Below are 24754 nucleotides of genomic sequence, written 5' to 3' on the forward strand. Positions count from 1 at the left end.
ATTACTACGATGACTAAAAGAAGAACACATGAAGAATTTGTCGAAAAAGTTAATAACTTGTGTAATGGAGAGTACATCGTCCTTGACGAAGTAAAATACAAGACTGCTAGAATCGATGTGTGGTTTAAGCATATGGAAGAATCGTGTGATTTTCACGTATTTCCTGCCACACCTGACAACTTCATGAAAAAGAGCAGAAAGATTAAATGCCCTTTATGCTCTAAAAGATTTCAAAATAATAAACTTAGGAAAGGCTATGACAAGCTTGACAAAGAAGTATTTGAGATAGTAGGCGATGAATATGAGTTGTTGCGTGATAGAGTCAAGTATAAAAATGCAGACACTAATGTTTGGTTCAAACATAGAAATGAGACTTGTGGATTCCATGAGTTTCTAATGAAACCTAAAGTATTTACTAGTCAAAATGGAAGATGTCCAAAATGTGCAGATGCAATGAGGGCGGAGAAGAAAAGAAAAGAAGTGAGTCAGATACTAAAAGAGGTTTACGATTTAGTATCTGACGAGTATGAAGTACTCTTAGATAGAATTAAATATAAGAATACCACGACAGACATTATGTTTAGACATAATAATAAATCTTGTAATTTTCACGAATTTCCAATGAGATTAAATAACTTCATTCAAGGTGAGCAAAGATGTCCTCGTTGTAATGAGAAAAAGGGTGAAAGAAGGACAAGGGTATTTCTTGAGAAAAATAATGTTAATTATATACACAATTATAGATTTAAAGATTGTAGAGGAAAAAGAAATCCGTTGCCTTTTGATTTTGCAATTTTTGATAACGATTTGAATCTAAAGCACTTGGTTGAAGTCGATGGTGAACAACATGAGAAGGCTATCGATTTCTTTGGGGGCGAAGAGAAGTTTCTAGAGAGACAGCTTTATGACACTACAAAAGATGACTATGCAAAGCGAAAAGAAATACCTTTAACAAGAATTAAATATCAACAATTTGATGAACTAGAGTCGATTTTAGAGATGATTATTAATAGCAGTGTTCTGCTCCCGCAACATGTTAAATAATTTAATGTGAAAATAGTCAATATTAATCGCAAAAAGCTGTTTATTTCTAATCTATGTTATAGGAATTGATTTATAAGAAACAAGTAATATACTTGTTACTAGCTATGCATAAAAATTTGCAATTACAAGGAGATTAATGAAGATATGTCTAATCAACATTCCTTTACTATAACAAAGAGCAATAATGAAACTGAAAAAGTTGGTATAAGTTATTTGCAATCTCAAGACGGACGTTTCATTAATCCCGATAAAGAGATGCGTAAAGTGATATTAGAAAAATTAAACGTTCCTAAAAAATATTATAGAACCTTTGATTTAATCTTTGTAGAAAATATTAAGATGCAAAATGGAGAGGTCATTGATAATCCATCAGAAATCACTTTAATAGAACTAAAAACTACTCAAAAGGAGTTGCATAATAATCCCTCAGGTTTCTTTTTTGGAGCTACTGAAAACGAATTTGAATTAGCAAAGTTATTAGGTAATCAGTATAAATTTTGTTTTGTTTGTTTACATCCAAACTGCCCTTCATATAAGCTTTTAGCGTTAAGTGAATTGAATGATATTATTAAAAATAAAAGAATACAATATCAAATAAATCTTTAACATATTAAACAAAGGTATGGTTATACTTAATCCCATACCTTTGTTTAAGCTGTAATATAAATTTTATATTCAAATTCAACCTTGTGCTTGGTAACAATATGCTGAACCCTCTATTTATTGAGAGCTAATGTTATGAATTACCTATAAAATAAAAGGGAGATGCTACTCATAAGAATAAGGTACAATTTTGGATATTAATTTTAAAAAAGGTCAACGATATTGAAAATATTGTAGTTATTATTTTGATTTATTAAAGAATCGTAAATAAACCCCATGATTAATCTATAAAATTTAATTTAAGTATTAAGTGAGAATAGATATTTAGGCAAGAGTTTAATAGGAAAAGGGATGGTTTAATAATGAAGAATGAATTAATTAAAAATACGGCTATCAATTCACATAATTTAATAGAAAGTAAAAAAAAACTTGGTTTAGGTATAAAAGAAGACCCATCGTTTCAGTATGTGGCTCAATACATATCAAAATGTAAAAAAATTATATTTAATGCTCAAAATATAAAAATGTGTATGGATGATTTTTTACATTTTGACTTTGAAACTACTGAAGAGACATTTACTACATTGGTAATAATGCATGAATGGGGACATATTTTAGATAAGGATTTAGATAATATTTTAATGCTTGAAGATGAAATACAAGATAAAAAAGATATAGTTAAATTTTTTGTTGCAACATTTATTATGGAATTAAATGCATGGAAAGTGGGTAGAAAATTATGTAGCAGTTTAAATATAAACAGTGGTTTATTTGATACTCACAATTCTATTAATCTTTATCAAAAATATACTCAGGATATTAAAAGTAAAGCTAGTCAGTGGAACAAAAAAGAAGAGTTATCAAAATTTTTGGAATCGACAGGGATAAAAACAAATTTTTCTGCATACTCGCATCAAGAATTAGAAACCCTTAGAAAAATACTTTTGAGAAGAAAAGGGAAACTCCTTTATTAATGAGAGAGTAAAACTATAGGAAGAATATTTTGATAAAGGAACATTTAGAGGAAATTAGGATTACAGAAATCGAGTATTTCATTATTTTAAAATGAAATATTCGATTTTCTTTGGATTTTTCTATTTTTAAAAGAAGAGTAAATTTACAAAACTTTAAAACAAGCACCTCTAATGATGATAAAAATTATTTTATTAAGGTTCATGCTTACTCATTAAAATAGAGCCGACTTGTGAAAAGTCAAAAGCTACAATTTCAGATATTAACGGAACGGTGTTTATGGAGTTGGAGAGGTAGGAACAAAAGGATATGAGCTATTGGGTAAATATAGATATACGAAAAAAGAAATGTACAATTCATAATTGTGAAGAGAAATATATTCGTAATACTGAATTTAAAGGTAGAAATGAACTAAAAAGAGATGGGGGATGGTTTAGTTTTGATGAATATAGAGAAGCAGTAGCTTATTGTAAAAAAACTTTTCCTAAATATAAAATAATAAATAATATAAAGCTTGAGTTTGTTACAGAAATGAATAATATTATTAAAAAAATGAAAGATAAAATTCGTGAGAAATTCATTGTGTTATTTGAAAGTGATAATTTTCCAAAAGGAAGTCTAAAGAGTAATGTCAAAACGATAAAAGTAACAAAATTAAAGTCGCATAATGATATAGAGAGCTTATTGTATGGAAATGGTTTTTACATAATAGTCACTAATTGTGAATTTGACAATAATCCTTGTAAATTGAGTTATAAAAATAAATATAAAGCCATATATAGAGGTCATGGTAGTAGAGTAAAAAAAAGAATAGAAAGTCATATGTTTAATAAGCGTTATAATCTAGATAGAGATGGTACGACTTATGACGTTTGTATGCAAATAGAAACAGGATTTTCTGGCATAAATATTGATGAACCTAGATACAGTCAATACGAATGGTATATAATCACTATCTCTATGCCTAACAGTAGTTTGTTAATAAGAGAACAAGCTGAGGTGGCATTTGATGAAGTGTTTGGTCGTCCATTAGCAAGTCGAGAGAAAGAAAAGAATTAAGATATAGACTTAATTAAACTGTGTACATGTGTACAAGAGGACTAGAACTCAATTGGAAATATGATGAAATAACCCCATTTTTATTTGGGGTTTCCGTATAAAAGGATTTTAGATTGAATTAGTTAATAGGTTCTTAATAATTATGTAATTATATAATTTGGAATATTTGGATTGGAGTGATAAAGATTAAATCTAGAATAGTCAAAAATATATATAGGTTATTTCTAAAAATGGACAAAATATTTAAAAGCAAACATCAACAGAAACGTATTAGCAAGAGTATAACAAGGGGTCGAATAAGTCCTACATCTAATGATTTTGAAGAACAGTTTGCAATTTTTTTGGAGAGATGTTTAAACGATAATTACGAGTTTATTGTAGACTACCCAATTTCATATAAAATGGCAAATCAGAGATTTAAACAAATTTATCCTGATATTATTGTGTTAAAAAAGGGAACACATATTATCGAAGGATTATTTGAAGTGAAAATTGATATTGCAAATGATGAACCAAGTAATCTTATTCCTAAAAAGAATGAGGGTCAAACTAGAAATGAACATTTTAAAAGCGTATATTTACCTTACTATTCAAAAGATAACTGGATTGTGAATGTTAGAGAAAAAGTAAAAACAATCTATCAAAATGATTTATGTCAATTACAATATACACCTTTCAACTATAAGAAGCCTGTACCTTTAGAGGTCTCAAAAGAATTTAAGTATGCCTACATTTTACTTTCATCAGTTCATGGAAAAGAAAAGTATGAGAGATTGCCTGTAGTCAATAATTTGTTTACTTTATTGGTAAATGTTCATTTAAATAATTTTTCAGGTTCAAAAAATGAGTTAAAAGATAAAAATAATCAAGAACAATGGTGTAAGCTAGCTGACTATTTGTTTGAAAATTATGGTCTAAGAGGATAACAATTTTAGATTGTATAGTCAGAGTCTCCATTACCGAATCTTTTGTTTGGTAGGGAGACTTTCCTAATTTAAAATATTTATTTTACTTTCCTTCCATATATTTCTGAAACAATATAAGGGAATCTGTATACAATTCGGTTTTTATCAAGTAATTTGACTACAGATTAAGGAATGAAATATTGATAAATCAATTTAATAACTATTTAATCCAGTACAAAGAACAACTAATTGTATTTTTGGTTCTTATTTTTACTTTAGATGAAGATAGAGAAAGGAAACCCGTTTTTTTTGTAGTGAGCTTTAACTATAGTTACTGCAAAAATCACTTCAATAAGGTTATCAATCTCCTCTAAAATATTTTCACTTTCAAGCTTTATATCTCCAATATAAACACACTTTATTTTATTACTATTTGGACTATCTTGTATCTTGTAGCTGAATTTATCAAGTTGCTTATATATTTCATCCCAATACTGTTTTGGTAATCCTCCAGCAGAGAACTTTAGTTCATAGAAAGGTAACAAAGCTCGGTTATCAACTCTTAAATACTTATGGAAACCATATTGTGTAGATGCTTTATTTTTAGAATTACCAATGTCTATTGCCATGAAACGTGACCTTCCATCAGCATAAGTTGGTTTATTCCCACGATAACCAGCTTGTCCTAAATAAAGTTCACATGGTATTCCTTTTGAATAATCTTCTGAATGAAGAATATAATCGAAGATGTAACCTTTCCAATCTCCCTTATTCTTCTCCACCCACCTTGGTTTAGTTTCTAATCTTTTTAACACGATTGCACCATTAAAAAGGGTTCTATGAAAAACAGATGATTGAATTAACTTAATAAATTCATCTGCTATAAGCTGATTCTTATGATTATCTTTGCTTAATTCAGGACTTGCATCTTGAGGGAGGAAAAATTGATAACTAGAATATGGAACACGTAATGGAGATGTTTCATCTAAATAGTCTTGAAAACTTAGCGTTTTAACTTTTTTCGCTTCCAAGTGTATTTTCTCTTTAATAAAGATATTATTATACATCTCTATATTATTCGTTGACAGATAGTCATAGAGTTGTTTATTTTTAATTTCTTTCCATTCGATATTAAATTTTCTACAAATTTCTTGTATCTCGAGTGGAACAGATTGTCCAATTAACATTCCTCGAACATTTAGGTGATTTAATGCTTTTAGTCGCCTAATGTACCCCATTATTTGATGTATATTTTCCTCTTCAATTCTGTCCCTTTTTAATTCTACTAATAATAAGTTATTTAATTTGTCTTTGAACATTAAATCGGTTCTTTTTTCTTGTAGTTGTCCTTGTCGTTTAATTAGTGTCAAGTTGTCTTCGATTAATTCGGGATGGAGGACTAAAATATCCTCAAATTCTTTTTCAGATAAAATGTGCAATTTCTCTCCCCCTTAGGATAGAGCTTTTTATTTTTAATAGTTATGCAAATAATATTAACATAAAATTCCGTTTTTTAGGTATTTGCTAGTTACTGAGAAATCTTAATAAACAATATTTTTAGTAGTATATGAAAGACCCAATCATGTTCAGTTTGCAACCGTGTGAAAAGACTAAAAATATTGTCTATTGACATACTTTTAACGTGTGTTTTTTAATTATTTCTATTTTCATCGCTTACTATATTAAAGGATTTAATGGTAAAATTTATATAATAAAAAGAAATAAATATAATTCAAGGGAGAATAGGGATAGCTTTACCGTTAGCTCAAGGGAGTAAAGAGTAAGGAGTTTAAACAACAATAATTTACATTTAGAAAGATATAGGGAGGATATTATGAGCTTTTGGGATGGTATTTCTATTTTAGCATTTCTTATCACATTGGTTTTACTAATTATTGGAATCGTGTTTCTTTTTATGAAAAACGGAAAAGCAAACAAGATTTTTAAATTATTAGGTATTGTTTTTGCAGTAGCCATTGGAAGCCTTATTTTATCTGGTGATAATGGCTTTTGGTATTCTACTTTTATTTTAGCGTTCCTTGCTACTGTTATTTTACTGATTGTTGGGATTGTTTATCTTTTTATGAAAAATGGAAAAGCCAAGAAAGTGTTTAAGACATCGGGTATTGTTTTTGCGGTAACTATTGTGAGTTTTATTCTTACAATCGCATTTGCTGACAATACTGCAACTCAAACAGCTTCAAACACTACTCAAAAGGAAGAGCCAAATCAAGATGTGAAAGCAGAAGAAGCTAAGAAAGAAGCGGAAGCGAAGAAGGCAGAAGAAGCTAAGAAAGAAGCGGAAGCGAAGAAGGCAGAAGAAGCTAAGAAAGAAGCGGAAGCGAAGAAGAAAGCAGAGGAAGCTAAGAAAGAAGCGGAAGCGAAGAAGGCAGAAGAAGCTAAGAAAGAAGCGGAAGCGAAGAAGAAAGCAGAGGAAGCTAAGAAAGAAGCGGAAGCGAAGAAGAAAGCAGAGGAAGCCAAGAAAGAAGCGGAAGCAAAGAAGAAAGCAGAGGAAGCTGAGAAAATAAGTGAAGTAACTGAAAAAAATCAAACTATATTTGATAATGATTGGGAAACATTTAAGAGTAATTGGTACAATTCAATGAATAGTGTAGACGGAAACATAAGTGTTATTAGAGATTTGGAAGAAGAGCAAAGTGGTTTTAATATTCGTCATGATGGACAGCTTAGGAAGTCTTTATTTATTAGTGCAAATACAGATGAGAATACTGATAAAATAGTGTACGCAGTAGTAATAGGAGCTATAGTAGAAAACAATACGGATATAAATGGGTTAGTTCTATTAGCTTCTACAAACTTAATAAAAATTACCGACCCCTCCCTTACTCTTGAAAAAAGAAAACAAATTGCTTTAGAGTATCTAGGACTTGGTGACGGAGTAATATTATACGAAAAAAGCCTTTCTTATTCTCATAATGGTATTACTTACTTAGCTGAATACGAACATGGTGAAGGCAGTGTAGGAACTTTACTTGTATCAGTTGAGAAAGAATAAGAAATGGTTATATAAACTTACCGAAACCTTACAAAACCTCATCCTTAAGGATAAGGTTTTAACTACTCTATTTTAGAAGTGTAGTAGCCACGTACAATAGTTAAAAATATGCTCCGTGTGAAGGAGATGAAAATCTTCTTAATAATTGGTATTGGTTAATAACTAAACACTCATTTAAGAGAATGGTTTATAAAGATATAATATTATAAGCGGTTTAGAAAGGGCGTTGTGCATTGATAGAAGATGAATTGAATTTATCAAATAGCCTTGTGTCTGTAATTAATATGAATAGTGTTAATGAAAGAATTAATCTTTATGAAGGTAAAGCAATTTTTCGTTTTGAAGATAGAGAAGTGAAAAGTCATTGTAAGATATATATTGAATGGTTACCGAGACCTTATATAAAGTTTGATGCAGTGTTCCAAGAGAGAACACGAATAAACTTTAATGAAAAGGTAAAATTCAAATTAAAAGATGATATAGAAGAGGAAGTATTGTTTACAAAAACAGATATTATGGCTATAGAGGTATCAGGGATATTTACAAGAGGTTTTTCTTTGAAAGATGACAAAAGAAAGATGAATGTTCTAGAATTTACTTTAATCAATGGTTTTGACAATTTTGGAGAATGGATAAAGTCAGAAACTCATAGGTATGCAGGTAGAATAAATTTTTCTTACATGGGTTATAGAATAATAATTGATAAGGTTCATAATTATAAAGAGATATTTGATGAACTAAAGCAAATAGGGGGTTATTCTATTACACACCATGCACAAATATTACGTAATGACGGATTGGATTTTAGTGAAGAAGATGGTATGAAATTAATTGAAGCTGTGGAATGGCTAATGTCTTTTGCGAATGGTCAACGTGTAGGTGTATGTTCATTGTGTGGTTACCAAGGAACAAAGAAAGTATTAGAAAAATATTTGAGACCTTGGGTTGACAGCAATAAATCTACTGTTGTTACTTGGTATCCTAAGAATTATCCTACAAATGATGCTTTAGAAGACGTATTCCCTAATCTGGTAGAAAAGTTAAATGATGAATTGTGGGGAGATGTATTACCTGTTGTCTTATCATGGTATTTAGATAGTAGGAGTTCCATAATAGTTGAAAATAAAATTGTGTCAATACAAATTGCCCTTGAGACGCTTGCTTGGACTTATATTGTGGAAGAAAAAGAAATAATGGATGGGAATATTTTTAATAATAAATTAAGAGCGTCGGATAAACTAAGAATGTTTTTATATGAACTCGAGATTCCAAGAAAAACACCTAATAATATTATGCAAGGATTGGACAAGAAATATGAGGATGGAACATACTTATTTACAGAGTGCAGAAATAATATAGTTCATCCGAAAAAGAAAAAGAATGATACATTTTTAAAAGATATTAACAAAATGGTTGGAGTATTGAATTTAGGTATAAATTATTTGGAACTAAGCATGTTAAGAATTATAGATTATAATGGTATATATACTAATTTGATAGCTGAAAATCCAAAGGAGAGGGATAGAAGAGTTCCTTGGTTCTATTGTTAAAATGGTTAATGTAAAAGCAAATATTTTCATCTTCAGCTAATGTTCTATACTGTAAAATTTGAGCTATAGAGTTAGTGAAGGGGGAGTTTTATGGAAGTGCATACTTTAGTAGAATTAGTTGAGATGAAAAATAAAACATAAATTTTTGTTTATAAAACAACCGTATAACAAAACAAAACCAAGAATATTTTTATTCAAAACCTTATTTAATTCGTGTTGAAGGGATGTTTAAAAATAAAGGACAAAAGGACTTTAACCATGCATACTTTACACTTGAGTTGTATATAGAAGATGGTATAGGTACATGGAGGTTACATTGTTCTGAGGATGACACATTTAACTTTTTTAAATTAAGTCCAAGTGAGAAGCCTTCTTGACGTGCAAAACTCCTTCACTACTGTTTAAAGAAAAAAGAAGTATTAGAACAGGTAGAAAAGAATTTTGGTCAGGGTTCAGCAATATTCAAGTGGATTATAGATGAATGTCCTATAACATTTGGTGATAGCAAATAGAAATTAAAATCCTGAATATGAGATGTTGAAAACAACAAATATCAATTGTTTAAAATAACATTCCCTATAATTAATAGAGAATGCTATTTATCTGTAGATTTACATAGAGTATTTAGAAATTGTAGAACAAAAGTGTTTGTATAGGTATGCTTCTGGGACTGTGAAAAAACAGTCCTTTTTTCCGTTTATTAAGGTAGATTGTTATGTATCTTTCATTAGATGTATCATTTGAGTGCACCTTATTGATACATTATAGGGTGATTGATAATCAAAATAAAGAAAATCCCGATATGCTTTTATCAATATTTAGGTTAATTAAGAATATTTTTGCTATCCTTTTATTTTGCAATTCTTGTATTTTCGTTTAGGACTTCAGAGATAAGTTATAAATAACAATCCAATATACCTATGTTATGGTAAAATTTACTTAGTATAGTTGAAGGGGGAATATATATGAACTGTAATTATCAAAGACAGCTTAGAATGGATAATCTTTTGAAAGGGTATAGAATAAATGAAGAAAAAAATTAAAATAATGAATGATAATTTAAATACAGATTTGTATGCATTACTAAAAAATTTACCAGATAATATTTTGTATCACCAAGAGCATGGTTTGCGTCATCCTTTAGGTATATACAATATTTCTTTTAATAGGGTAATGTCTGGTTTTAAAGGTGTATTTAATTCCATAGATACAAGGAAAGATTTCAATGATGAGATAAGAGAAAAAAATGATGATATTGAAAAACTACAGGGAAAATTACCGAGTGTAGTAAATGAAGAAAAACAGTTTGTTGAGAAAAGAATTGAAGAACTTAAAGAGGAACTTAAGCAAATATCAAAACAAAAAGCTACGGAAAACAAGAAAACATTAGATTCAGTTAAAGAATTACTTGATTCTTTGATGTCATTTATTGACGATACATACCATATTCTAAAATGTTTCTATCCTGCAAACTCAGTTAAAAAAGATATTCGTTTTGCTGATAAGTGGATGGAAAGCGTTGAGAAGAGATTAATTATTGATTACAAGAATAAATTAAAAGAATACAGAGATATACTTGCACCAATTGTAAATAAAATAAAACACAACCATGCTAGGTTGAATAGTATTTTGTTTAAAACTGAGCTTGGTCAAATAGGAGGTTATTATGTTGAAGGTGTGGATTCAAAAGGAAGTTTAGGACCAGATAGGGAAATACACAAGCAGTTCAGAAATCAAGAAACTGCCTTTTCGTTAAATAGAGATTTGAAGTTCCATTTGGTGAACTTTTACTTTATTTGTCATCATCTTAAGGTTCTAATCAATAGGATAATTAAAGATAAACATAATCTACAAATTGATACAAATAATGTTGCTTTTGAAAATTCAGAGGAAAATTTCGATATAATTAAGACGGTAAAGGCTCTACCTAATTTATTTTTCCCAGATGAAATTTATAAGCCACAACCAGAGATTCTGATTAATGAAAATGAAGCAGAAGTAATTTTCCCGTCGAATAACGTATCTTTATTATTGTATACAGACATTGAGATTAATTTCTTAGCTTCTGGAGATGGAGTATCAAAATCGTTTAGACTACCATACTACTGGAATCCGAGAAAATAAGCCTAAAAGTTCTACTTTTATGTACCTGTTTCTGCTTGGGAGCAAATAAAAAGGGGGGCGAATCCATCAAAAATATCAACCAGTACAATGAAGTGTGTAATAGCACTCTTGCTCCTGCAATCTAATTTGATTAATAAACTTTATTAACTCATTCTTGGTTATAATATAATTGAATTAATTCGTACATAGTTTAAAGTATTCATAATAGCTATGTACGAACTAAGCAATACACTTATATATAATAGGAAGAAAAAATGATAAACGTTGATTTAATCATGTTTTTGATGAAATTCTATGTCACGTACAGACCGTATCACTTAATACAACCACATGTTCTCAGCAATGAGGACTTGGCTATTTAGTATTTTCGATTTACCTGAAATCTTATAATGTGTTTGCACCATTCAATCTAGAATGGTGCTTTTTATGTTTGCCCTAGTTCTTGCGATTAAAATATAATCTTTTTTTGTTATAAAATACCTATTATTTTTAATAGGTAATTGTTACTATTTTAAATAAGGAGAAATCATTTAATATCCAGTTTTAAATGGAGGTATCAGCATGGCAACTGCCAATCAAAGACAGTTAGAAATTCAATTTCATAAGGATATGTTAAATATTTATGAGAACGCAAGAAAGATAGGTTATAATGCTTCAAGGTTTAAGCAAATGGTTGCTAATCAAGGTGGACTAAATGTTGCTAAGAAGTTCATTAGTAGCAACAGTCCCTCTGATGGATTTACAAGCTTATTGCTATTGGGGAGATTAGATTTAACAGTGGAAGCATTAGTTCTTGAGGAAGCATATCAATCACTTTTTAGTGAAGAAGAAAGACAGGCTGTATTAGATAGATTAAAAGAATATGGATTTGAAATTAAAAATGAAATAGTAGAAGAGGGTATGGTTACTACCTCTACAGCAACTGTGCCTGCTATTAGACTGCTACCAATGTCAGAAACTGACCCAGAGTTTGCAGAGCAAACTATAGAAAGTTTACAAGAATGGTTTGTAAATGAACTACCTAATAGAGAATATAATTTTAAAAAAGGAATGAATGCGGAGTCTGGAACACTAGTTTTATTTCAATATAAAGGGCATGTTATTGCTTCTGCTATTCTTGAAGAAAAGATAATGTATACAGAAGGTAATGAAGGGGGATACAGAGGAGCGTATTATTTTACTCCTTCATCTATAGCTGTTTTTAGCCCTATTACTCCTGAGGAAATGAGAAATATTTGGACTCAATTCAAAGGGTTTAATCAATCTTTACAAAAATTAGATGTAAAACAATATGAATTATTATATCAACTCTTATTAAGGAAAAATATTAGATATGTACTTGATGGGGATACAGATGAGGAATTTTTTCAAAAACAAATTGAGTATATAAATACGGATGGTTCAGAGAGAGTAGTGGATGAGCCTAAAGAAATAATAAAAGGCACCCAGGGAATAACACAAAAAAATAAATGGAAAAGAAATGCTCTTGTGTCTAAAAAGGCTATAGTGTTTGCCGAATATAAGTGTGAATATGATAATTCACATTTGTTTTTTAAATCATCCACAACAGGAGAAAATTATGTTGAAGCTCATCATTTAATTCCTATAGAGTTCCAAGAACGATTTGAGAATAGTTTAGATGTTGAAGCTAATATTATTTCATTATGTCCTCTTTGTCATAAAACAGTACATCATGCCACAACAAAAGAAATAGAGCCAATAATTCGAGAGTTATATTCAAAAAGAAGTGGCAGGTTAAACAAATGTAACATTAGTTTAGAGTTTGAACAGTTAATCGAAATGTACCATTAATTATATGATTCATTAAATAAAACTGCATTCTCAATTAGAGAAAGCAGTTTTATTTTAGTGGGCGTGGGCAAATAAAGATAAAGCATTTGCTCATGTCAACGCAAGTTTTTATGAGTTGTAGTAATAGGAATGGAAAAGAAATGTTTGCTAACAAAAGCTAGTGTAATTAGTGATACTTGGGGTTGGCAATAATCACAATGTTATAAAACATTTTGATATAATTGGTATAAAAGTATGATTTAGGAGGTTGGGTTTTGAATATTACGATGGATTTATCTGAAATTTTCTTGTACTTAGAACTAATGAAAAAAGAAAAGAAAAAAACTTCGCTAGATGAATTGAATCTGATGGTATACTTCCTTGAAGATTACGACCAAATAAAAGAGTTTAAAAATAAATTAGAAGAACTTAAGTTAAAAGTACCTAAAAAATTTTATACTGAGGTCTTAATACACTTTATCGAGGATTATGAAGATTGTGTTACCTTAAAGAACATGATTCTGCCCAATAGAGACAAAAGAAGAACAAGAAAAGAAGATATAGGTATTATATTCAGACATCAAATTATGCTGTGTAAATCCAAAGAGGAAGCAACAAACATACAGAATGAAGCAAAAGAATATGGTGTAGAAGTGTCGGAAAGGTGGGTTAATAGATTTGATTCTCTCGATAGTATAAAGATTGAACAGATAGAATGGAAAAAAACTAGAAGGTCTGATAAAGATAATCGATTTACTGAAATTTATGAACAATTTTGTAAAATGAAAATTCAATATTTTGAGAGTATCTCGTTAAAACAATTGAAGCAGACCTTGCTAGAACAGCAGGCGACAGGGAAGAATACTCGGAAGATAGCACAAATATCTGTTTTTAATAGGAGCGTATACATTAAAGAGTTTGCAAAACGGGTAGCAAATGGGGTTTGTCAGTTATGTGACAAAGAAGCACCATTTTTGGATAAACAGGGAAATCCATTTTTAGAAGTTCATCATATTCATTACTTATCCAAAGGTGGAAGTGATACTATTGATAATGTAGTGGCACTCTGTCCGAACTGCCACAGAAAAATTCATCAATTAGAGTTAGAAGAAGATATTAAAAAGCTTTCAAAAAAGCATTGGATAATATGAGTATTCAATTATAAAAACTTTAAAATATAGTAGAGTATTAAATGAGAGGAGAGGGAATATGGGTTTTTTTCAAAAACTAAAAGCTGTATTTACTTCTGATAGTAACAGCCACTCTGCAAGTAAAAATGGAGATATGATTAAAGTATCTACTCAAACTCCTACTATGAATAAACAAGTATTTAATCAAAACAAAATTAATCTTGAAGAGGGGATTTTACGGTTAGAGGAAGCTAAATGTCCTTATTGTCAGCATCAATTAGAAAAGCCTCCTTCTCGTAAAAGGAAATGCCTTTCATGTAAAAATGATATGTATGTTAGAACGTTACCTTATATTGATGAAAAGGATAAAATACGAGTTTTAGTAACAGAAGAAAAAGCTGATAAGATTGATATTACTTGGGCAAAGATTAATGGTACTTATAATGACATGATGAAAGAAAGAAAACAATACGAGCAGATGAAACAAGAACTGTATCGAGCTTGGGGAAACGAGCCAAGTGAAAGTGATATTAATTGGCATTTAATGATAAATAAAAGAATTGAACATTATAATAATCAACAATGGGGTTTATATAGAAATACTACTTTAAGTATGGCAGAACATTTATATAAGTTAAAAAAGTATGAATTAGCTTTTATAATGTATTTGGAAGTATTATACATTGATGTGAACGGTCCGAATAATGCTGGAAAAATAAATGGTCGATATGAATTTGAAGTAAGGGCTAATTTTATGCCGTTCAATCCTAAAGACAAAGGTAATACTTTTGTTGCACCTGCTATATTAAAGCGTGTTAATTTCATACGAACTAGCAAGCATCCCATAGATAGTGAAAAAATAAAAGAGTTATTTATGTATCAATGTGAACAAGTGCATCATTCCTTAAATCTTCCTATTACTCCACAAGAAGCATGGGATAAATTAAAGGATGAGATAACAGATAATAAAAATAACAATGAGATTCTATGAAAACCTTGCTGAGTTGATTAAAGCAAGGTTTTTATTATGGAAACGAATATTTTAGTAGAAAAGAAAAAAATAGATTTATATAGTATAATTTGACTAGACAGGAATCTTTTATGAAAGTGTAAAAGTGAAAATAGAGCTTTTAAAGGAGGTGATAATTATGAAAGGAGAAAAATTTGGCATTTGTGCTTTATGTAAAAAAGAAGCTGAATTGAAAGCGAGTCATATTATTCCTAAGTTTGTATCTAGGGCAGTTAAGAAGAAATCATACACTAAAAAATTACGTAATGCTTATGAGCCTGATAGAGCTGTACAAGATATTCATAAAGAATATATGCTTTGTGGTGAATGTGAGCAACGCTTTAGCAAGAGGGAAAATTTATTTAACCAAAAAATACTTTTACCGTATAGAAATTCAGAACGGGCATTAGATGATGTAGAGTATCAGGAATGGTTGTATTATTTCATTACCTCTGTTAGCTGGCGTTCCTTGTATGAAGATACAAAATCTAAAGAAGTATTTATTGGAAACGGATTTCCAGAGAGTAGTTTCCAGGCACTACTTGATGCAGAAAGTAATATGAGAAAATTTTTATTAGGAAAAGCTAAAAAAGCTGGAAACATTGAAAATCATATTTTCTTTTTGTGTGAATCTAATGATTTTAACGGTAGAAATATTCCTTATAATCTTTTCTCTAACTGTATCACAGGGCACTTAGTTGGTAGCAAAGACGGAGCATTACATGTTTTTCATATTCTAGATGGTATTCTTATAGTAACAATTATTAAGAATGCTGATAAAGGAAGATGGAAGAATACTAAAGTGAATTTAAAAGGTGGAAAAATTCACTCTACACAACTGATTAAAAATAGCCTCTTAGACGAAGATATAAACTTTACATTAAGAAAGTTTGAAGAGGGGCGTCAAAAGATGAGTCAATCTGAAAAAGATAAATTAATAGCAAAGATTCAGGAAAATCCTGAAGAGTTTATGAAGAGTTCATCTTATAAAGGTATGAAGATATAATAACTTAAGCTGGTGCTGTCCGAAAAGGGCAAATCCATTGAATTTCGAAAATTAAGAATGTTGATATAGCTACATTCTTAAACATGAAAAGGGGCATCCAATAGCTGGAAAATCAACTTATTGGACAGCCCCGATGAGTTTGTACTTATCATAGTTTTCTATAAACATTATATTAGAAATGTGTACTATTTTAGACTTTGCAAAAGAATAGAATAATTGTCTATACATAAAAGAGAGAAGGCATCTCTAATGCTATCAAAAATTCTTAAAAATTTTTTAAAAGAAAATTCAACGGAACAGGTCTCAGTTGCTTCGAATAATGAAATCATAAAGAAAAAATCTAATATCACTCCTGCAAGAATTGGTGAACTGGGTGAATATAAAATAAATATACAGCTTGACCAACTACCTAATAATATTAAATATCTTAGTGATGTATTAATTCCTAATACTCATGCTAAGTCTGGTTATTCCCAGATTGACCACGTCATCTTTACTCCTTATGCGATTTTTGTTGTGGAGACTAAAAATTACACTGGAACTATATATGGTGATAGAAGTAGAGCAAAGTGGAGCATTAATGGGAAATTTCCAATGATGAATCCATTTAATCAGAATTATGGTCACATACAAGCTTTGCAGTCAGTTCTTAAAACGGTTGAAATGTCACAATTTGTTTCAATGGTGTCTTTTACTAAAAGATGCACATTTAAAGTCAATGAGGAACTAAGAAAAATACAATCTAATGATTTGATTGTGTATGATACGGAATTATCGGAATACATAACAAGGAAGCTCAATGTCTTAAAGCTACAGAAGCAATCACTGACATTTTCAGATGATGATATTTTACATATGTATAATGCACTAGAGAAAAATAACATAACAGACGAAGGTATAAGGAAAAAACATGTTGAGTTATTAAAAGGGAAGATAAATATTGAAACCTCTAATGGAGGTCAAACTAAAGTAGCAACCTGTAGGATTTGTGGAAAAGTGGTATCAGAAAAGGTTAAGTTCTTCTGTTTATCAAATAAGGAGCAGTTTAAAGGAAATATCTATTGTTATGAACATCAGAAACTTCATCGCTAAAAATAGATGAGGTTTTTCTTTTAATTTGTGAATGTGTTTGGGATAGGCTTATGATTGTATCATTTGAGTACACTCTATTGATACGTTTTGAGATGATTGGTATACTTAGGTTATGGATGTATCGTATACATGTATCAAAAAATAAGGGTGGGATTGATATAAAATATGGTTATGGACGTGTTTCGTCAGCAGGTCAAAATTTAACTGCTCAAATTAAACAACTACAAGAAGCGGGGTGTGACACCATCTTTAAAGAGAAGGTCAGTGGAAGAAAGAAAGAAAACAGGGGGCAATTTAACTTACTCCTTGAAACAGTCCGTGAAGGTGATACCATTGTTGTTACGAAGTTAGACAGGTTTGCTAGAAGCACAAAGGATGCTCTAAACACCATTGAATATTTAAATAGTTTAGGTGTTTCCCTTATTGTCTTGAACATGGGTGGAGATAAGATTGATACAGGGACAGCGATTGGTAAGTTAATGATTACTGTCCTATCTGGTATAGCCGAATTTGAAGCAGACATGATTAAAGAAAGAAAATTGGAAGGTATTGAAGAAGCCAAACAAAGAGGTGTTTATAAAGGAAGACCTAAGAAGTACACAGAGAAGAATAAAGGATTACAACATGCAATGGAGTTATTTAATAATAGAAACACAAATAAGCTGACAGTTAATGAAATCGCAGATATAACTAGGATAAGCAGGGCTACTCTTTATAGGTCAGTCAAAGAAATGAGAAATATAGATTAATGAAATGGAAAAGTATAATAAATTATATCGGGAGTTATGGTAAATATGGAAGATAAAAATTACTATGTTTATGAATACTATGCCCTGCATGATGGAGTTACTCAGTTTAATGGAGAAAGCTTCGACATTAATAAGGGTGATGTTTATTATATTGGTAAAGGTATTGGTAAGAGGGTGTCAACAGGAATACGAAATATGAAGTGCGAACACTTTAAAAAGGTAGTAGGCTTTGGATATCGTATTGTTAAAGATGGATTATCAGAGGAAGAAGCTTTGCAATTTGAAAAAGAATTAATTAATAAATATAAAGAAGATGGTATGATTCTAACCAATAAGTTAAGCGGAAATATTGCAGGAGTTGATATTGAAGCGATTTCACAGATTAAATATCTAATCTTATTAGTTAACGCAGGATTAATAAAAATGTCCCAAGAAGCAATAGCACTTGAATCAGAAACATATCAAGTCTTGGTAAATAGTTTATTCAATTTAAATGAATCTGATACAAGTAATAAATATAATAAAGTATTAGCCAAATGTCCTGATAATATCGATTATATTCTTGAAGAGTATAATGCAGATAAATTATCAGATAGGGATATTAAATTTGGAAACATTAAGTACGTGTTGAATTTACTGGAGAAAAACGTGATAAAAACAAATCAACGAGAAATAGCAGATTTCTATGAAGAATCAACTGCTGTTGTTTCAGGGATAAAAAAAGATAAATATCAAAACATTAATCTCATAAAACCAACTAATTTAGCTGAGATTTTAAAGAGGTTTGATATAGGGAAACTGACTGATAATGAAATTAAAGAAGGGTCTATCAAATATATTATTGATAAATTAATAGAACCTAAGATTTTAAATATGACATTAATGGATTTGGCAAAGGAACTAGGTGAATCTCATGGAATCACATACAATTGGTTGCAAGATTTAAAAAGGAGAAGAATTAATGTTCGTTATGTAAAACCGTCTCCTGATGTATTAGCTAATTTATTTGATAAATATCATGAGATTGAGCTGTAATAAGGGGAAAGGTATTGGCTTTTCACCTAAAAAGAGTGGGGTTACATATAACCGTTTGTGTCAATTGTAAAAGTAAATAGAGTGTATGCACATCTGTTTCCGTATTCTAAGTTGGAAATTGGATTATTATAACAATTGTTATAAGGGTTATGATATAATTAAGTTACTTCATACAAAGCTTGAACTAATAATAATCGCAATGTATGAAGTAAGCAATACAACCACATTTATAATAGGAAGAAAAAATCAATAAATGTTGATTTAATCATGTTTTTATAAAAGTTCTATGTATCGTACAGACCGTATCGCTAAACATAGCTAGGTTTTTATCGATAATCCGAAATTAGTCTTTTTCATTTGGCATAAAATTTTATAAATTTGAACTCGTACCATTCACTATAGAATGGTGTTTTTGTTGTATAGAAACAAACTTCATTAAAAGGTTCGCATCCGCTATCCATATAAAAATATTTGCATAGATGATAGCGGATGAGTTAGAAAGTATCTGAAAATGACTATCTTTTTTTATTTATCAAATACATTAAATCATTTTTGAAGCGTTTTGATAATGTGCTCGGATTACTATTAGAAACTAGAAATAATTTTAGAAAGAATAATAGACGGAGATATTATAAAGACTTTTGCAACTCCTCTAAATCTATCCTCATTAAAGCTTTAACATGCTCCTCTGTTCGAAGTACGTCAAGTGCATAATCATCTATTATAGTATTGGACAATTTTTTAACTATGCCATAGAAATAAGATTGATTGTTGCTTTCTAAATCTGGTAAAGCTTCTGTAACTACTTCCATGGCTAATTCTTCGATTCTTTCTTTAGTCATTATAATGTCTCCTTTTTAAATACTTAGTTAATTTTATCATTTTTTTAAAAAAAGGAATATCCTTCATATTGAAATACTTTACCTAAGTATTTCTTTAATAGTCCTTTCTGAGTATTACACCTGGAGCATGCTTAGTATTATTGTTACAATCTTCTAAAATTAATATGAAATTGTTACAATAATATGATCATCTAATTTGGAGGAAATAATATGAATTACGCGGTAATAACTGAAAATGATGAATCAAAATGGGATGACCAAACAGGAATATTGTATCATTTTCCAGCTAGGTATAAAAATAAGCTGAAAACAGGCACAAAAGTAATATATTACAAAGGAACGATGACTGATAAAAAATATCTATCTAAGCGATTATCAAAAAAACCGCATTATTTTGGAATAGCTCAGATAGGTGATATTTTTCCAGATGAAGATAATAAAAATCAGTATTTTGCGGAAATAGAGGATTATATACCTTTTATAGGGCCTATAGAGTTTAAGGACAACAATAATAATTATCTTGAAGAAGTTACTAGAAGTAATCATTGGAGAGATGGCGTTAGAGAAATAACAGAAAATACATATATAAAAATAGTTCAACTAGCTAGCTTTGATATTAAGTGTTCATTTAATAAAGATGTTGAAGTGATTATTAATGAAGAGAGTTTACCGAACTTGGAGTCTGTAAATCCAGAACTAGCCCATAATTTATTAGAGGAAAAAGCAATAAATAATAAGGATGTAAATAATACACGCAAAAAAGATACAAAGGGTAACCGATACTCAAATAATGCTAAGAAAATAGGAGACAGAGCAGAGGAAGTAGTATTAAAATATCTAAGGAAAGAAAATATGAGTAACATTAGGTGGGTTGCAAGTGAAGGTGAAAAACCAGGTTATGATATATGTTGCCAGAATCATGAAGGGATAGAAATATATATTGAGGTAAAAGGAACAACTACTAGTAAGTTTAGTGAATTTATTATTACGAATAATGAGTTACAGACCTCAGAAAAATTAGGGGAAAGATTTTATATATATTTTGTCACTAATTGTTTAAGTAAAAACCCAAAAATCCAATTCATACAAAATCCATATAAAAAAATAAATTCAAATGATTGGGGAATCGTACCTATATCATATAAAGTATTTCTTAAATAAAGATGGTATAAAGAAAATATTATAGCATAAGGAAATTATTTAGATATTTTACAAAAGAATTTGGAGAAAAGAGTAAACATTATAGAAAACTTTTAATGAGAACTTTATTTTATAATGAATACTTAAATTTAAAACAAGGTATTGTATGTACTTACAAAGGGTGTCTTTCTTGTTTTAAAGAGTTGTACTTTAACAATTGACAAATTTATTTATTGGGGTATTTTTCTAATTAAAGGTGTTTAATAATTGTATGGACAACAACATATTTCATATTGATTATTATGTTTCAAAACATTGATATAATAAGGGTTTATGAACATTTAGGAATCGACACGACTCAAAATCATGTTCCTCAATAAATTTTAAAAGGAAATGCTTATATACGAGCGTTTCCTTTTTGAGTTTTAATATTTTTGTTTGTGTAGAACTTTAATATAGTCGCAATTTATTTATTGTTGATGAGTATTTGATACAATATATTTAAGGGACTTATTTTCTGTTAGGAAACTAGGAGGTTCTTAACAGTGAAAGGTAGTATCAAGAAAGATAAGAAAACAGGTAAGTATTTTTATGTAATCGATATGGGTATTGACCAATTAACAGGGAAACGAACACAAAAAAAGAAAAGAGGCTTCAATACTAAGAAGGAAGCGGAGCATGCTCTTAGTGAATTTCTAAATGATGTTAGGTTGGGGAATTATATTGAACCAGATAAAATTACATTAGGTGCTTTTATTCAAGACTGGTTAAAGGAAATGAAATTGAATGTAGCGGTTAGTACCTATCAAAACTATATTAGTTTTTTTAAGTGTCATATCAATCCAAGACTAGGTCATTTTAGAATACAAAAAATTGAGCCTTTGATAGTCCAAAGATTTATTTATGATTTGGTTGAAGAAACGGTTTTAAGTCCTAATACGATAAAGAAAATCATTGATATGTTAAAGGTGATTTTTAAAAAGACTGTGAGTTTAAAACTTGTAAAAGAAAATCCAGTTTTAAATGTTACATTGCCAAAGCGAAGCGATAATGAAATGACTGCTTGGGAGACGGAACAGGTCGAACATTTTATGCAACATTCAAAGAAACATCGATTTTATACAGTCTATCTAATCGCTCTATTAACAGGGATGAGGAAAGGTGAAATATTAGGTTTGCGTTGGAAGGATATTGATTTTGAACAAAAAATCATTTATATCAGACAAATATATGATATCAACGCAAAGCAGGTCAAAGTCGGTGCTAAAACAAGTGCTGGTGTCCGTTCAATTCATATCCCTGACGTGTTAATAGAACAACTGAAAAAGGAGAGAATCATTGTTGTAGGACATAAGTTGAAGCAAGGTCAAAACTTCAACGATTATGATTTAGTTGTTTGTACACGTTATGGTAATCCGCTCGACTCAGCTACTCTTTCCAAACGGCTTAAAGCTCAGGCTATAAAGCTAGGGTTACCTACAATCCGTTTTCATGATTTAAGACATACACATGTAACCATGTTAATCAAACAAAATGTGAATGTAAAGGTCATCTCGGAGCGGGTTGGACATACCTCAATCCAAATTACATTAGATAAATATAGCCACGTGCTTCCAAGTATGCAGAAGCACGTAGCTGATGAACTTGATAATTTGTTCAAAGCTAAAGAAATGTGACCATTTCTGTGACCACTCGAGGCTGTAGACGTTCCAAACGCCTCTATATCAACGTTTTAATTAAAACGCCCAATCTCCATTACGGAAGACAGGTTCAGCAGTTCCGTCAGCTAGAATGCCGTCGATGTTCATTTTGTCAGAGCCAATCATGAAGTCAACGTGAGTTAAGCTTTCGTTTAGGCCATGTTCAGCTAGCTGTTCCGGTGTCATATCTTTTCCACCTTCAAGACAGAAGGCATATGCACTGCCGATAGCTAAGTGATTGGATGCATTTTCGTCAAACAGTGTGTTAAAGAATAACACATTAGATTGTGAAATAGGGGAGTTGAATGGCACGAGTGCGACTTCTCCTAAGTAATGAGAGCCTTCGTCTGTCTCCACTAATTGTTTTAAAATTTCTTCGCCTTCTTCTGCTTGTACCTCGATAATGCGTCCATCTTTAAACGTAACAGAGAAGTTATTGATAATATTTCCGCCATAGCTAAGTGGTTTTGTGCTTTTTACTGTTCCGTTAACACCTGTTTTTAATGGGACCGTAAACACTTCTTCTGTCGGCATGTTGGCCATAAAATGATGTCCGTGCTGGTTGATGCTGCCGGCGCCGCACCATAGATGTTTTTCAGGAAGCTCAATTGTTAAGTCGGTTCCTGGAGCTGTGTAATGAAGTTTTTTGTAGTGCTTGTCATTCAAATAATCTACTTTTTCATGCAAGGTGTCATCGTGTGTTTTCCATGCTTCAACAGGGTTTTCTGTATCGACACGAACCGCTTTAAAGATAGCCTCCCATAGTTTATGTACACGGTTTTCAGCCGGTTCTTCAGGGAATACTTTGTCTGCCCAGCTTTGGGACGGAACGGCTACAATGGACCAGCTTACTTTATCGGATTGCATTGCTTGGCGCCACGGTTTTAAAGCGGTACCTGATGCTTTTTGGAAGTTTGCAATTCGCTTTGGATCTACGCCTTTTAATAAATCAGGACTGGAGGAAATCACCGATAGAAAGGCTGCCCCTTTTTCAGCTAGTTCAATGGTTTCTTTTGCACGCCATTCAGGGTATTCATGAAAGACTTCATCTGGTGCTAATTCATATTTTGTGCGATTCACAGTGTCGTCGTTCCAATTGACAATTACATTATATGCGCCAGCTTCATAAGCCTTTTTGACAATTAAACGTACGAGCTCTGCGCCTTCTAATGTCGTATTGACAACAAGCGTTTGTCCTTGTTGGATGTTAACACCGACTTTTACAGCTAGCTCTGCATATTTTTCTAAATTTGCTTGGAAATCACTCATTATGATTCCTCCTTTTCCAAAATCTACAACTTATATTGTACTAATAGAGAAAGAAAAAAGAAACTTATAGCATCCGTAAAAAATGAAAAACAACAAACTGGACCTGCAGTTTGTTGTTTTTCATTCTTATTTTAATACATCGTGATCAACATAACGTTCTCCGTTTATTTCGCTAATCAAGTTGATTGCGACTCTTGCACCGTCTCCAGCCGTCACAATCGTATGTGCGCTTGTTCCTGCACATGCTCCGGCAGCCCAAATGCCTTCTACGTTTGTTTTTCCAGAAGCATCTACATCAAACACTTTCTTTGATCTTGGCTCTGTACCAGCTTTTGTTGTGATACCTGCTTCTTCAGCTAAGCTTGTTAGCCCGCCTGTTGCTAAAATGATTTGTTTCGCTTCAACAGATCCGTTTTCTGTTTGGATTTGAAATCCTTCAGTCGTTTTATTAATTCCCGTTACTTTTGTTTCAATTAGCTCTGCACCAAATTTTTTCGCTTGGGCTAGACCTGTTGCTAATAAATCAGGTCCAGCAATTCCAGCTGTACCGTAATGGTTATCCAACCAAGCTCTTTTTGTGCCGCTTTGGCTGCTGTCTAGAATAACTGTTTGTTTTCCTGCTTTCGCGGTAAAGATGGCAGCACTGCCTCCAGCCGCTCCAGCTCCAATAATTGCTATTTCATACATAGGAAAAAACCTCCTTTTTTATACTCGTTTT

The 24754-nt window shown here is 30.8% G+C and carries 21 protein-coding genes; 17 read left to right on the top strand and 4 right to left on the bottom strand.

Annotated elements, in window-relative coordinates; all coding sequences use genetic code 11:
- Positions 1-9 precede the first annotated feature (9 nt).
- From BAOM_RS06470 to BAOM_RS06490, 5 genes are all read left to right on the top strand, one after another.
- Positions 10-1044 (top strand): hypothetical protein, encoded by a 1035-nt coding sequence (locus BAOM_RS06470; RefSeq protein WP_127759574.1) that lies wholly within the window; start codon positions 10-12, stop codon positions 1042-1044.
- Positions 1045-1188: 144 nt separating this feature from the next.
- Positions 1189-1650 carry a hypothetical protein gene (locus tag BAOM_RS24255; RefSeq protein WP_164853153.1) on the top strand — a complete coding sequence of 154 codons (462 nt, stop codon included), beginning with the start codon at positions 1189-1191 and terminating at the stop codon, positions 1648-1650.
- A 359-nt stretch (positions 1651-2009) separates the two neighbouring features.
- Positions 2010-2621: a hypothetical protein gene (locus BAOM_RS06480; protein ID WP_127759575.1), complete on the top strand. Its 612-nt coding sequence runs from the start codon at positions 2010-2012 to the stop codon at positions 2619-2621.
- 307 nt (positions 2622-2928) lie between these two features.
- Complete coding sequence (locus BAOM_RS06485; protein ID WP_127759576.1) at positions 2929-3678, top strand: hypothetical protein; 750 nt, start codon at positions 2929-2931, stop codon at positions 3676-3678.
- A gap of 230 nt (positions 3679-3908) precedes the next feature.
- Entirely contained in the window at positions 3909-4604 is a 696-nt protein-coding gene (locus BAOM_RS06490) for a hypothetical protein (protein WP_127759577.1), read from the top strand.
- Positions 4605-4858: 254 nt separating this feature from the next.
- On the opposite strand, the gene BAOM_RS06495 is transcribed toward BAOM_RS06490, so the two are convergent.
- A complete protein-coding gene (locus BAOM_RS06495) occupies positions 4859-6022 on the bottom strand; it encodes an endonuclease NucS domain-containing protein (RefSeq protein ID WP_127759578.1) in 1164 nt (387 codons plus the stop codon).
- A 395-nt stretch (positions 6023-6417) separates the two neighbouring features.
- Between BAOM_RS06495 and BAOM_RS06500 the strand changes: the two genes are divergently transcribed.
- From BAOM_RS06500 to BAOM_RS06545, 10 genes are all read left to right on the top strand, one after another.
- Positions 6418-7599 (top strand): mitofilin family membrane protein, encoded by a 1182-nt coding sequence (locus BAOM_RS06500; RefSeq protein WP_127759579.1) that lies wholly within the window; start codon positions 6418-6420, stop codon positions 7597-7599.
- A gap of 233 nt (positions 7600-7832) precedes the next feature.
- Entirely contained in the window at positions 7833-9149 is a 1317-nt protein-coding gene (locus BAOM_RS06505) for a YopA family protein (RefSeq protein WP_127759580.1), read from the top strand.
- A 1026-nt stretch (positions 9150-10175) separates the two neighbouring features.
- The gene (locus BAOM_RS06510; protein WP_127759581.1) at positions 10176-11273 is read left to right on the top strand and encodes a mediator of RNA polymerase II transcription subunit 21; all 1098 of its coding nucleotides are present in this window, start codon (positions 10176-10178) and stop codon (positions 11271-11273) included.
- Positions 11274-11834: 561 nt separating this feature from the next.
- Positions 11835-13085, top strand: a complete 1251-nt coding sequence (locus BAOM_RS06515; RefSeq protein WP_127759582.1) for an HNH endonuclease — start codon at positions 11835-11837, stop codon at positions 13083-13085.
- Positions 13086-13339: 254 nt separating this feature from the next.
- A complete protein-coding gene (locus tag BAOM_RS06520) occupies positions 13340-14215 on the top strand; it encodes an HNH endonuclease (RefSeq protein ID WP_257467670.1) in 876 nt (291 codons plus the stop codon).
- A gap of 58 nt (positions 14216-14273) precedes the next feature.
- Positions 14274-15185 carry a hypothetical protein gene (locus BAOM_RS06525; RefSeq protein ID WP_127759583.1) on the top strand — a complete coding sequence of 304 codons (912 nt, stop codon included), beginning with the start codon at positions 14274-14276 and terminating at the stop codon, positions 15183-15185.
- 157 nt (positions 15186-15342) lie between these two features.
- Positions 15343-16209 carry a hypothetical protein gene (locus BAOM_RS06530; RefSeq protein ID WP_127759584.1) on the top strand — a complete coding sequence of 289 codons (867 nt, stop codon included), beginning with the start codon at positions 15343-15345 and terminating at the stop codon, positions 16207-16209.
- 249 nt (positions 16210-16458) lie between these two features.
- Positions 16459-17301, top strand: a complete 843-nt coding sequence (locus tag BAOM_RS06535) for a nuclease-related domain-containing protein (protein ID WP_127759585.1) — start codon at positions 16459-16461, stop codon at positions 17299-17301.
- 158 nt (positions 17302-17459) lie between these two features.
- A complete protein-coding gene (locus BAOM_RS06540; RefSeq protein WP_127762469.1) occupies positions 17460-18050 on the top strand; it encodes a recombinase family protein in 591 nt (196 codons plus the stop codon).
- A 45-nt stretch (positions 18051-18095) separates the two neighbouring features.
- Positions 18096-19085: a GIY-YIG nuclease family protein gene (locus BAOM_RS06545; RefSeq protein ID WP_127759586.1), complete on the top strand. Its 990-nt coding sequence runs from the start codon at positions 18096-18098 to the stop codon at positions 19083-19085.
- Positions 19086-19714: 629 nt separating this feature from the next.
- Here the strand turns inward: BAOM_RS06545 and BAOM_RS06550 are convergent.
- A complete protein-coding gene (locus tag BAOM_RS06550) occupies positions 19715-19927 on the bottom strand; it encodes a hypothetical protein (protein WP_127759587.1) in 213 nt (70 codons plus the stop codon).
- 210 nt (positions 19928-20137) lie between these two features.
- Between BAOM_RS06550 and BAOM_RS06555 the strand changes: the two genes are divergently transcribed.
- Together BAOM_RS06555 and BAOM_RS06560 are read left to right on the top strand one after the other, a co-directional pair.
- Complete coding sequence (locus tag BAOM_RS06555; protein ID WP_127759588.1) at positions 20138-21088, top strand: protein NO VEIN domain-containing protein; 951 nt, start codon at positions 20138-20140, stop codon at positions 21086-21088.
- Positions 21089-21612: 524 nt separating this feature from the next.
- Complete coding sequence (locus BAOM_RS06560; RefSeq protein WP_127759589.1) at positions 21613-22743, top strand: site-specific integrase; 1131 nt, start codon at positions 21613-21615, stop codon at positions 22741-22743.
- 60 nt (positions 22744-22803) lie between these two features.
- Here the strand turns inward: BAOM_RS06560 and BAOM_RS06565 are convergent, their stop codons facing one another.
- Entirely contained in the window at positions 22804-24036 is a 1233-nt protein-coding gene (locus BAOM_RS06565; RefSeq protein WP_127759590.1) for an aminopeptidase, read from the bottom strand.
- A gap of 126 nt (positions 24037-24162) precedes the next feature.
- Positions 24163-24723, bottom strand: coding sequence for an FAD-dependent oxidoreductase (locus BAOM_RS06570; protein ID WP_127759591.1), 561 nt, complete (start codon positions 24721-24723; stop codon positions 24163-24165).
- Positions 24724-24754: the final 31 nt, after the last annotated feature.

It is taken from the genome of Peribacillus asahii, assembly GCF_004006295.1.
GTDB lineage: Bacteria > Bacillota > Bacilli > Bacillales > DSM-1321 > Peribacillus > Peribacillus asahii_A.

What these genes read in the sequence shown, in the direction of transcription:
- BAOM_RS06470 (WP_127759574.1), top strand. Translation starts at nt 10, where the DNA reads ATGACTAAAAGAAGAACACATGAAGAATTTGTCGAAAAAGTTAATAAC.
- BAOM_RS24255 (WP_164853153.1), top strand. Translation starts at nt 1,189, where the DNA reads ATGTCTAATCAACATTCCTTTACTATAACAAAGAGCAATAATGAAACT.
- BAOM_RS06480 (WP_127759575.1), top strand. Translation starts at nt 2,010, where the DNA reads ATGAAGAATGAATTAATTAAAAATACGGCTATCAATTCACATAATTTA.
- BAOM_RS06485 (WP_127759576.1), top strand. Translation starts at nt 2,929, where the DNA reads ATGAGCTATTGGGTAAATATAGATATACGAAAAAAGAAATGTACAATT.
- BAOM_RS06490 (WP_127759577.1), top strand. Translation starts at nt 3,909, where the DNA reads ATGGACAAAATATTTAAAAGCAAACATCAACAGAAACGTATTAGCAAG.
- BAOM_RS06500 (WP_127759579.1), top strand. Translation starts at nt 6,418, where the DNA reads ATGAGCTTTTGGGATGGTATTTCTATTTTAGCATTTCTTATCACATTG.
- BAOM_RS06510 (WP_127759581.1), top strand. Translation starts at nt 10,176, where the DNA reads ATGAAGAAAAAAATTAAAATAATGAATGATAATTTAAATACAGATTTG.
- BAOM_RS06515 (WP_127759582.1), top strand. Translation starts at nt 11,835, where the DNA reads ATGGCAACTGCCAATCAAAGACAGTTAGAAATTCAATTTCATAAGGAT.
- BAOM_RS06525 (WP_127759583.1), top strand. Translation starts at nt 14,274, where the DNA reads ATGGGTTTTTTTCAAAAACTAAAAGCTGTATTTACTTCTGATAGTAAC.
- BAOM_RS06530 (WP_127759584.1), top strand. Translation starts at nt 15,343, where the DNA reads ATGAAAGGAGAAAAATTTGGCATTTGTGCTTTATGTAAAAAAGAAGCT.
- BAOM_RS06535 (WP_127759585.1), top strand. Translation starts at nt 16,459, where the DNA reads ATGCTATCAAAAATTCTTAAAAATTTTTTAAAAGAAAATTCAACGGAA.
- BAOM_RS06545 (WP_127759586.1), top strand. Translation starts at nt 18,096, where the DNA reads ATGGAAGATAAAAATTACTATGTTTATGAATACTATGCCCTGCATGAT.
- BAOM_RS06550 (WP_127759587.1), bottom strand. Translation starts at nt 19,927, where the DNA reads ATGACTAAAGAAAGAATCGAAGAATTAGCCATGGAAGTAGTTACAGAA.
- BAOM_RS06555 (WP_127759588.1), top strand. Translation starts at nt 20,138, where the DNA reads ATGAATTACGCGGTAATAACTGAAAATGATGAATCAAAATGGGATGAC.
- BAOM_RS06565 (WP_127759590.1), bottom strand. Translation starts at nt 24,036, where the DNA reads ATGAGTGATTTCCAAGCAAATTTAGAAAAATATGCAGAGCTAGCTGTA.
- BAOM_RS06570 (WP_127759591.1), bottom strand. Translation starts at nt 24,723, where the DNA reads ATGTATGAAATAGCAATTATTGGAGCTGGAGCGGCTGGAGGCAGTGCT.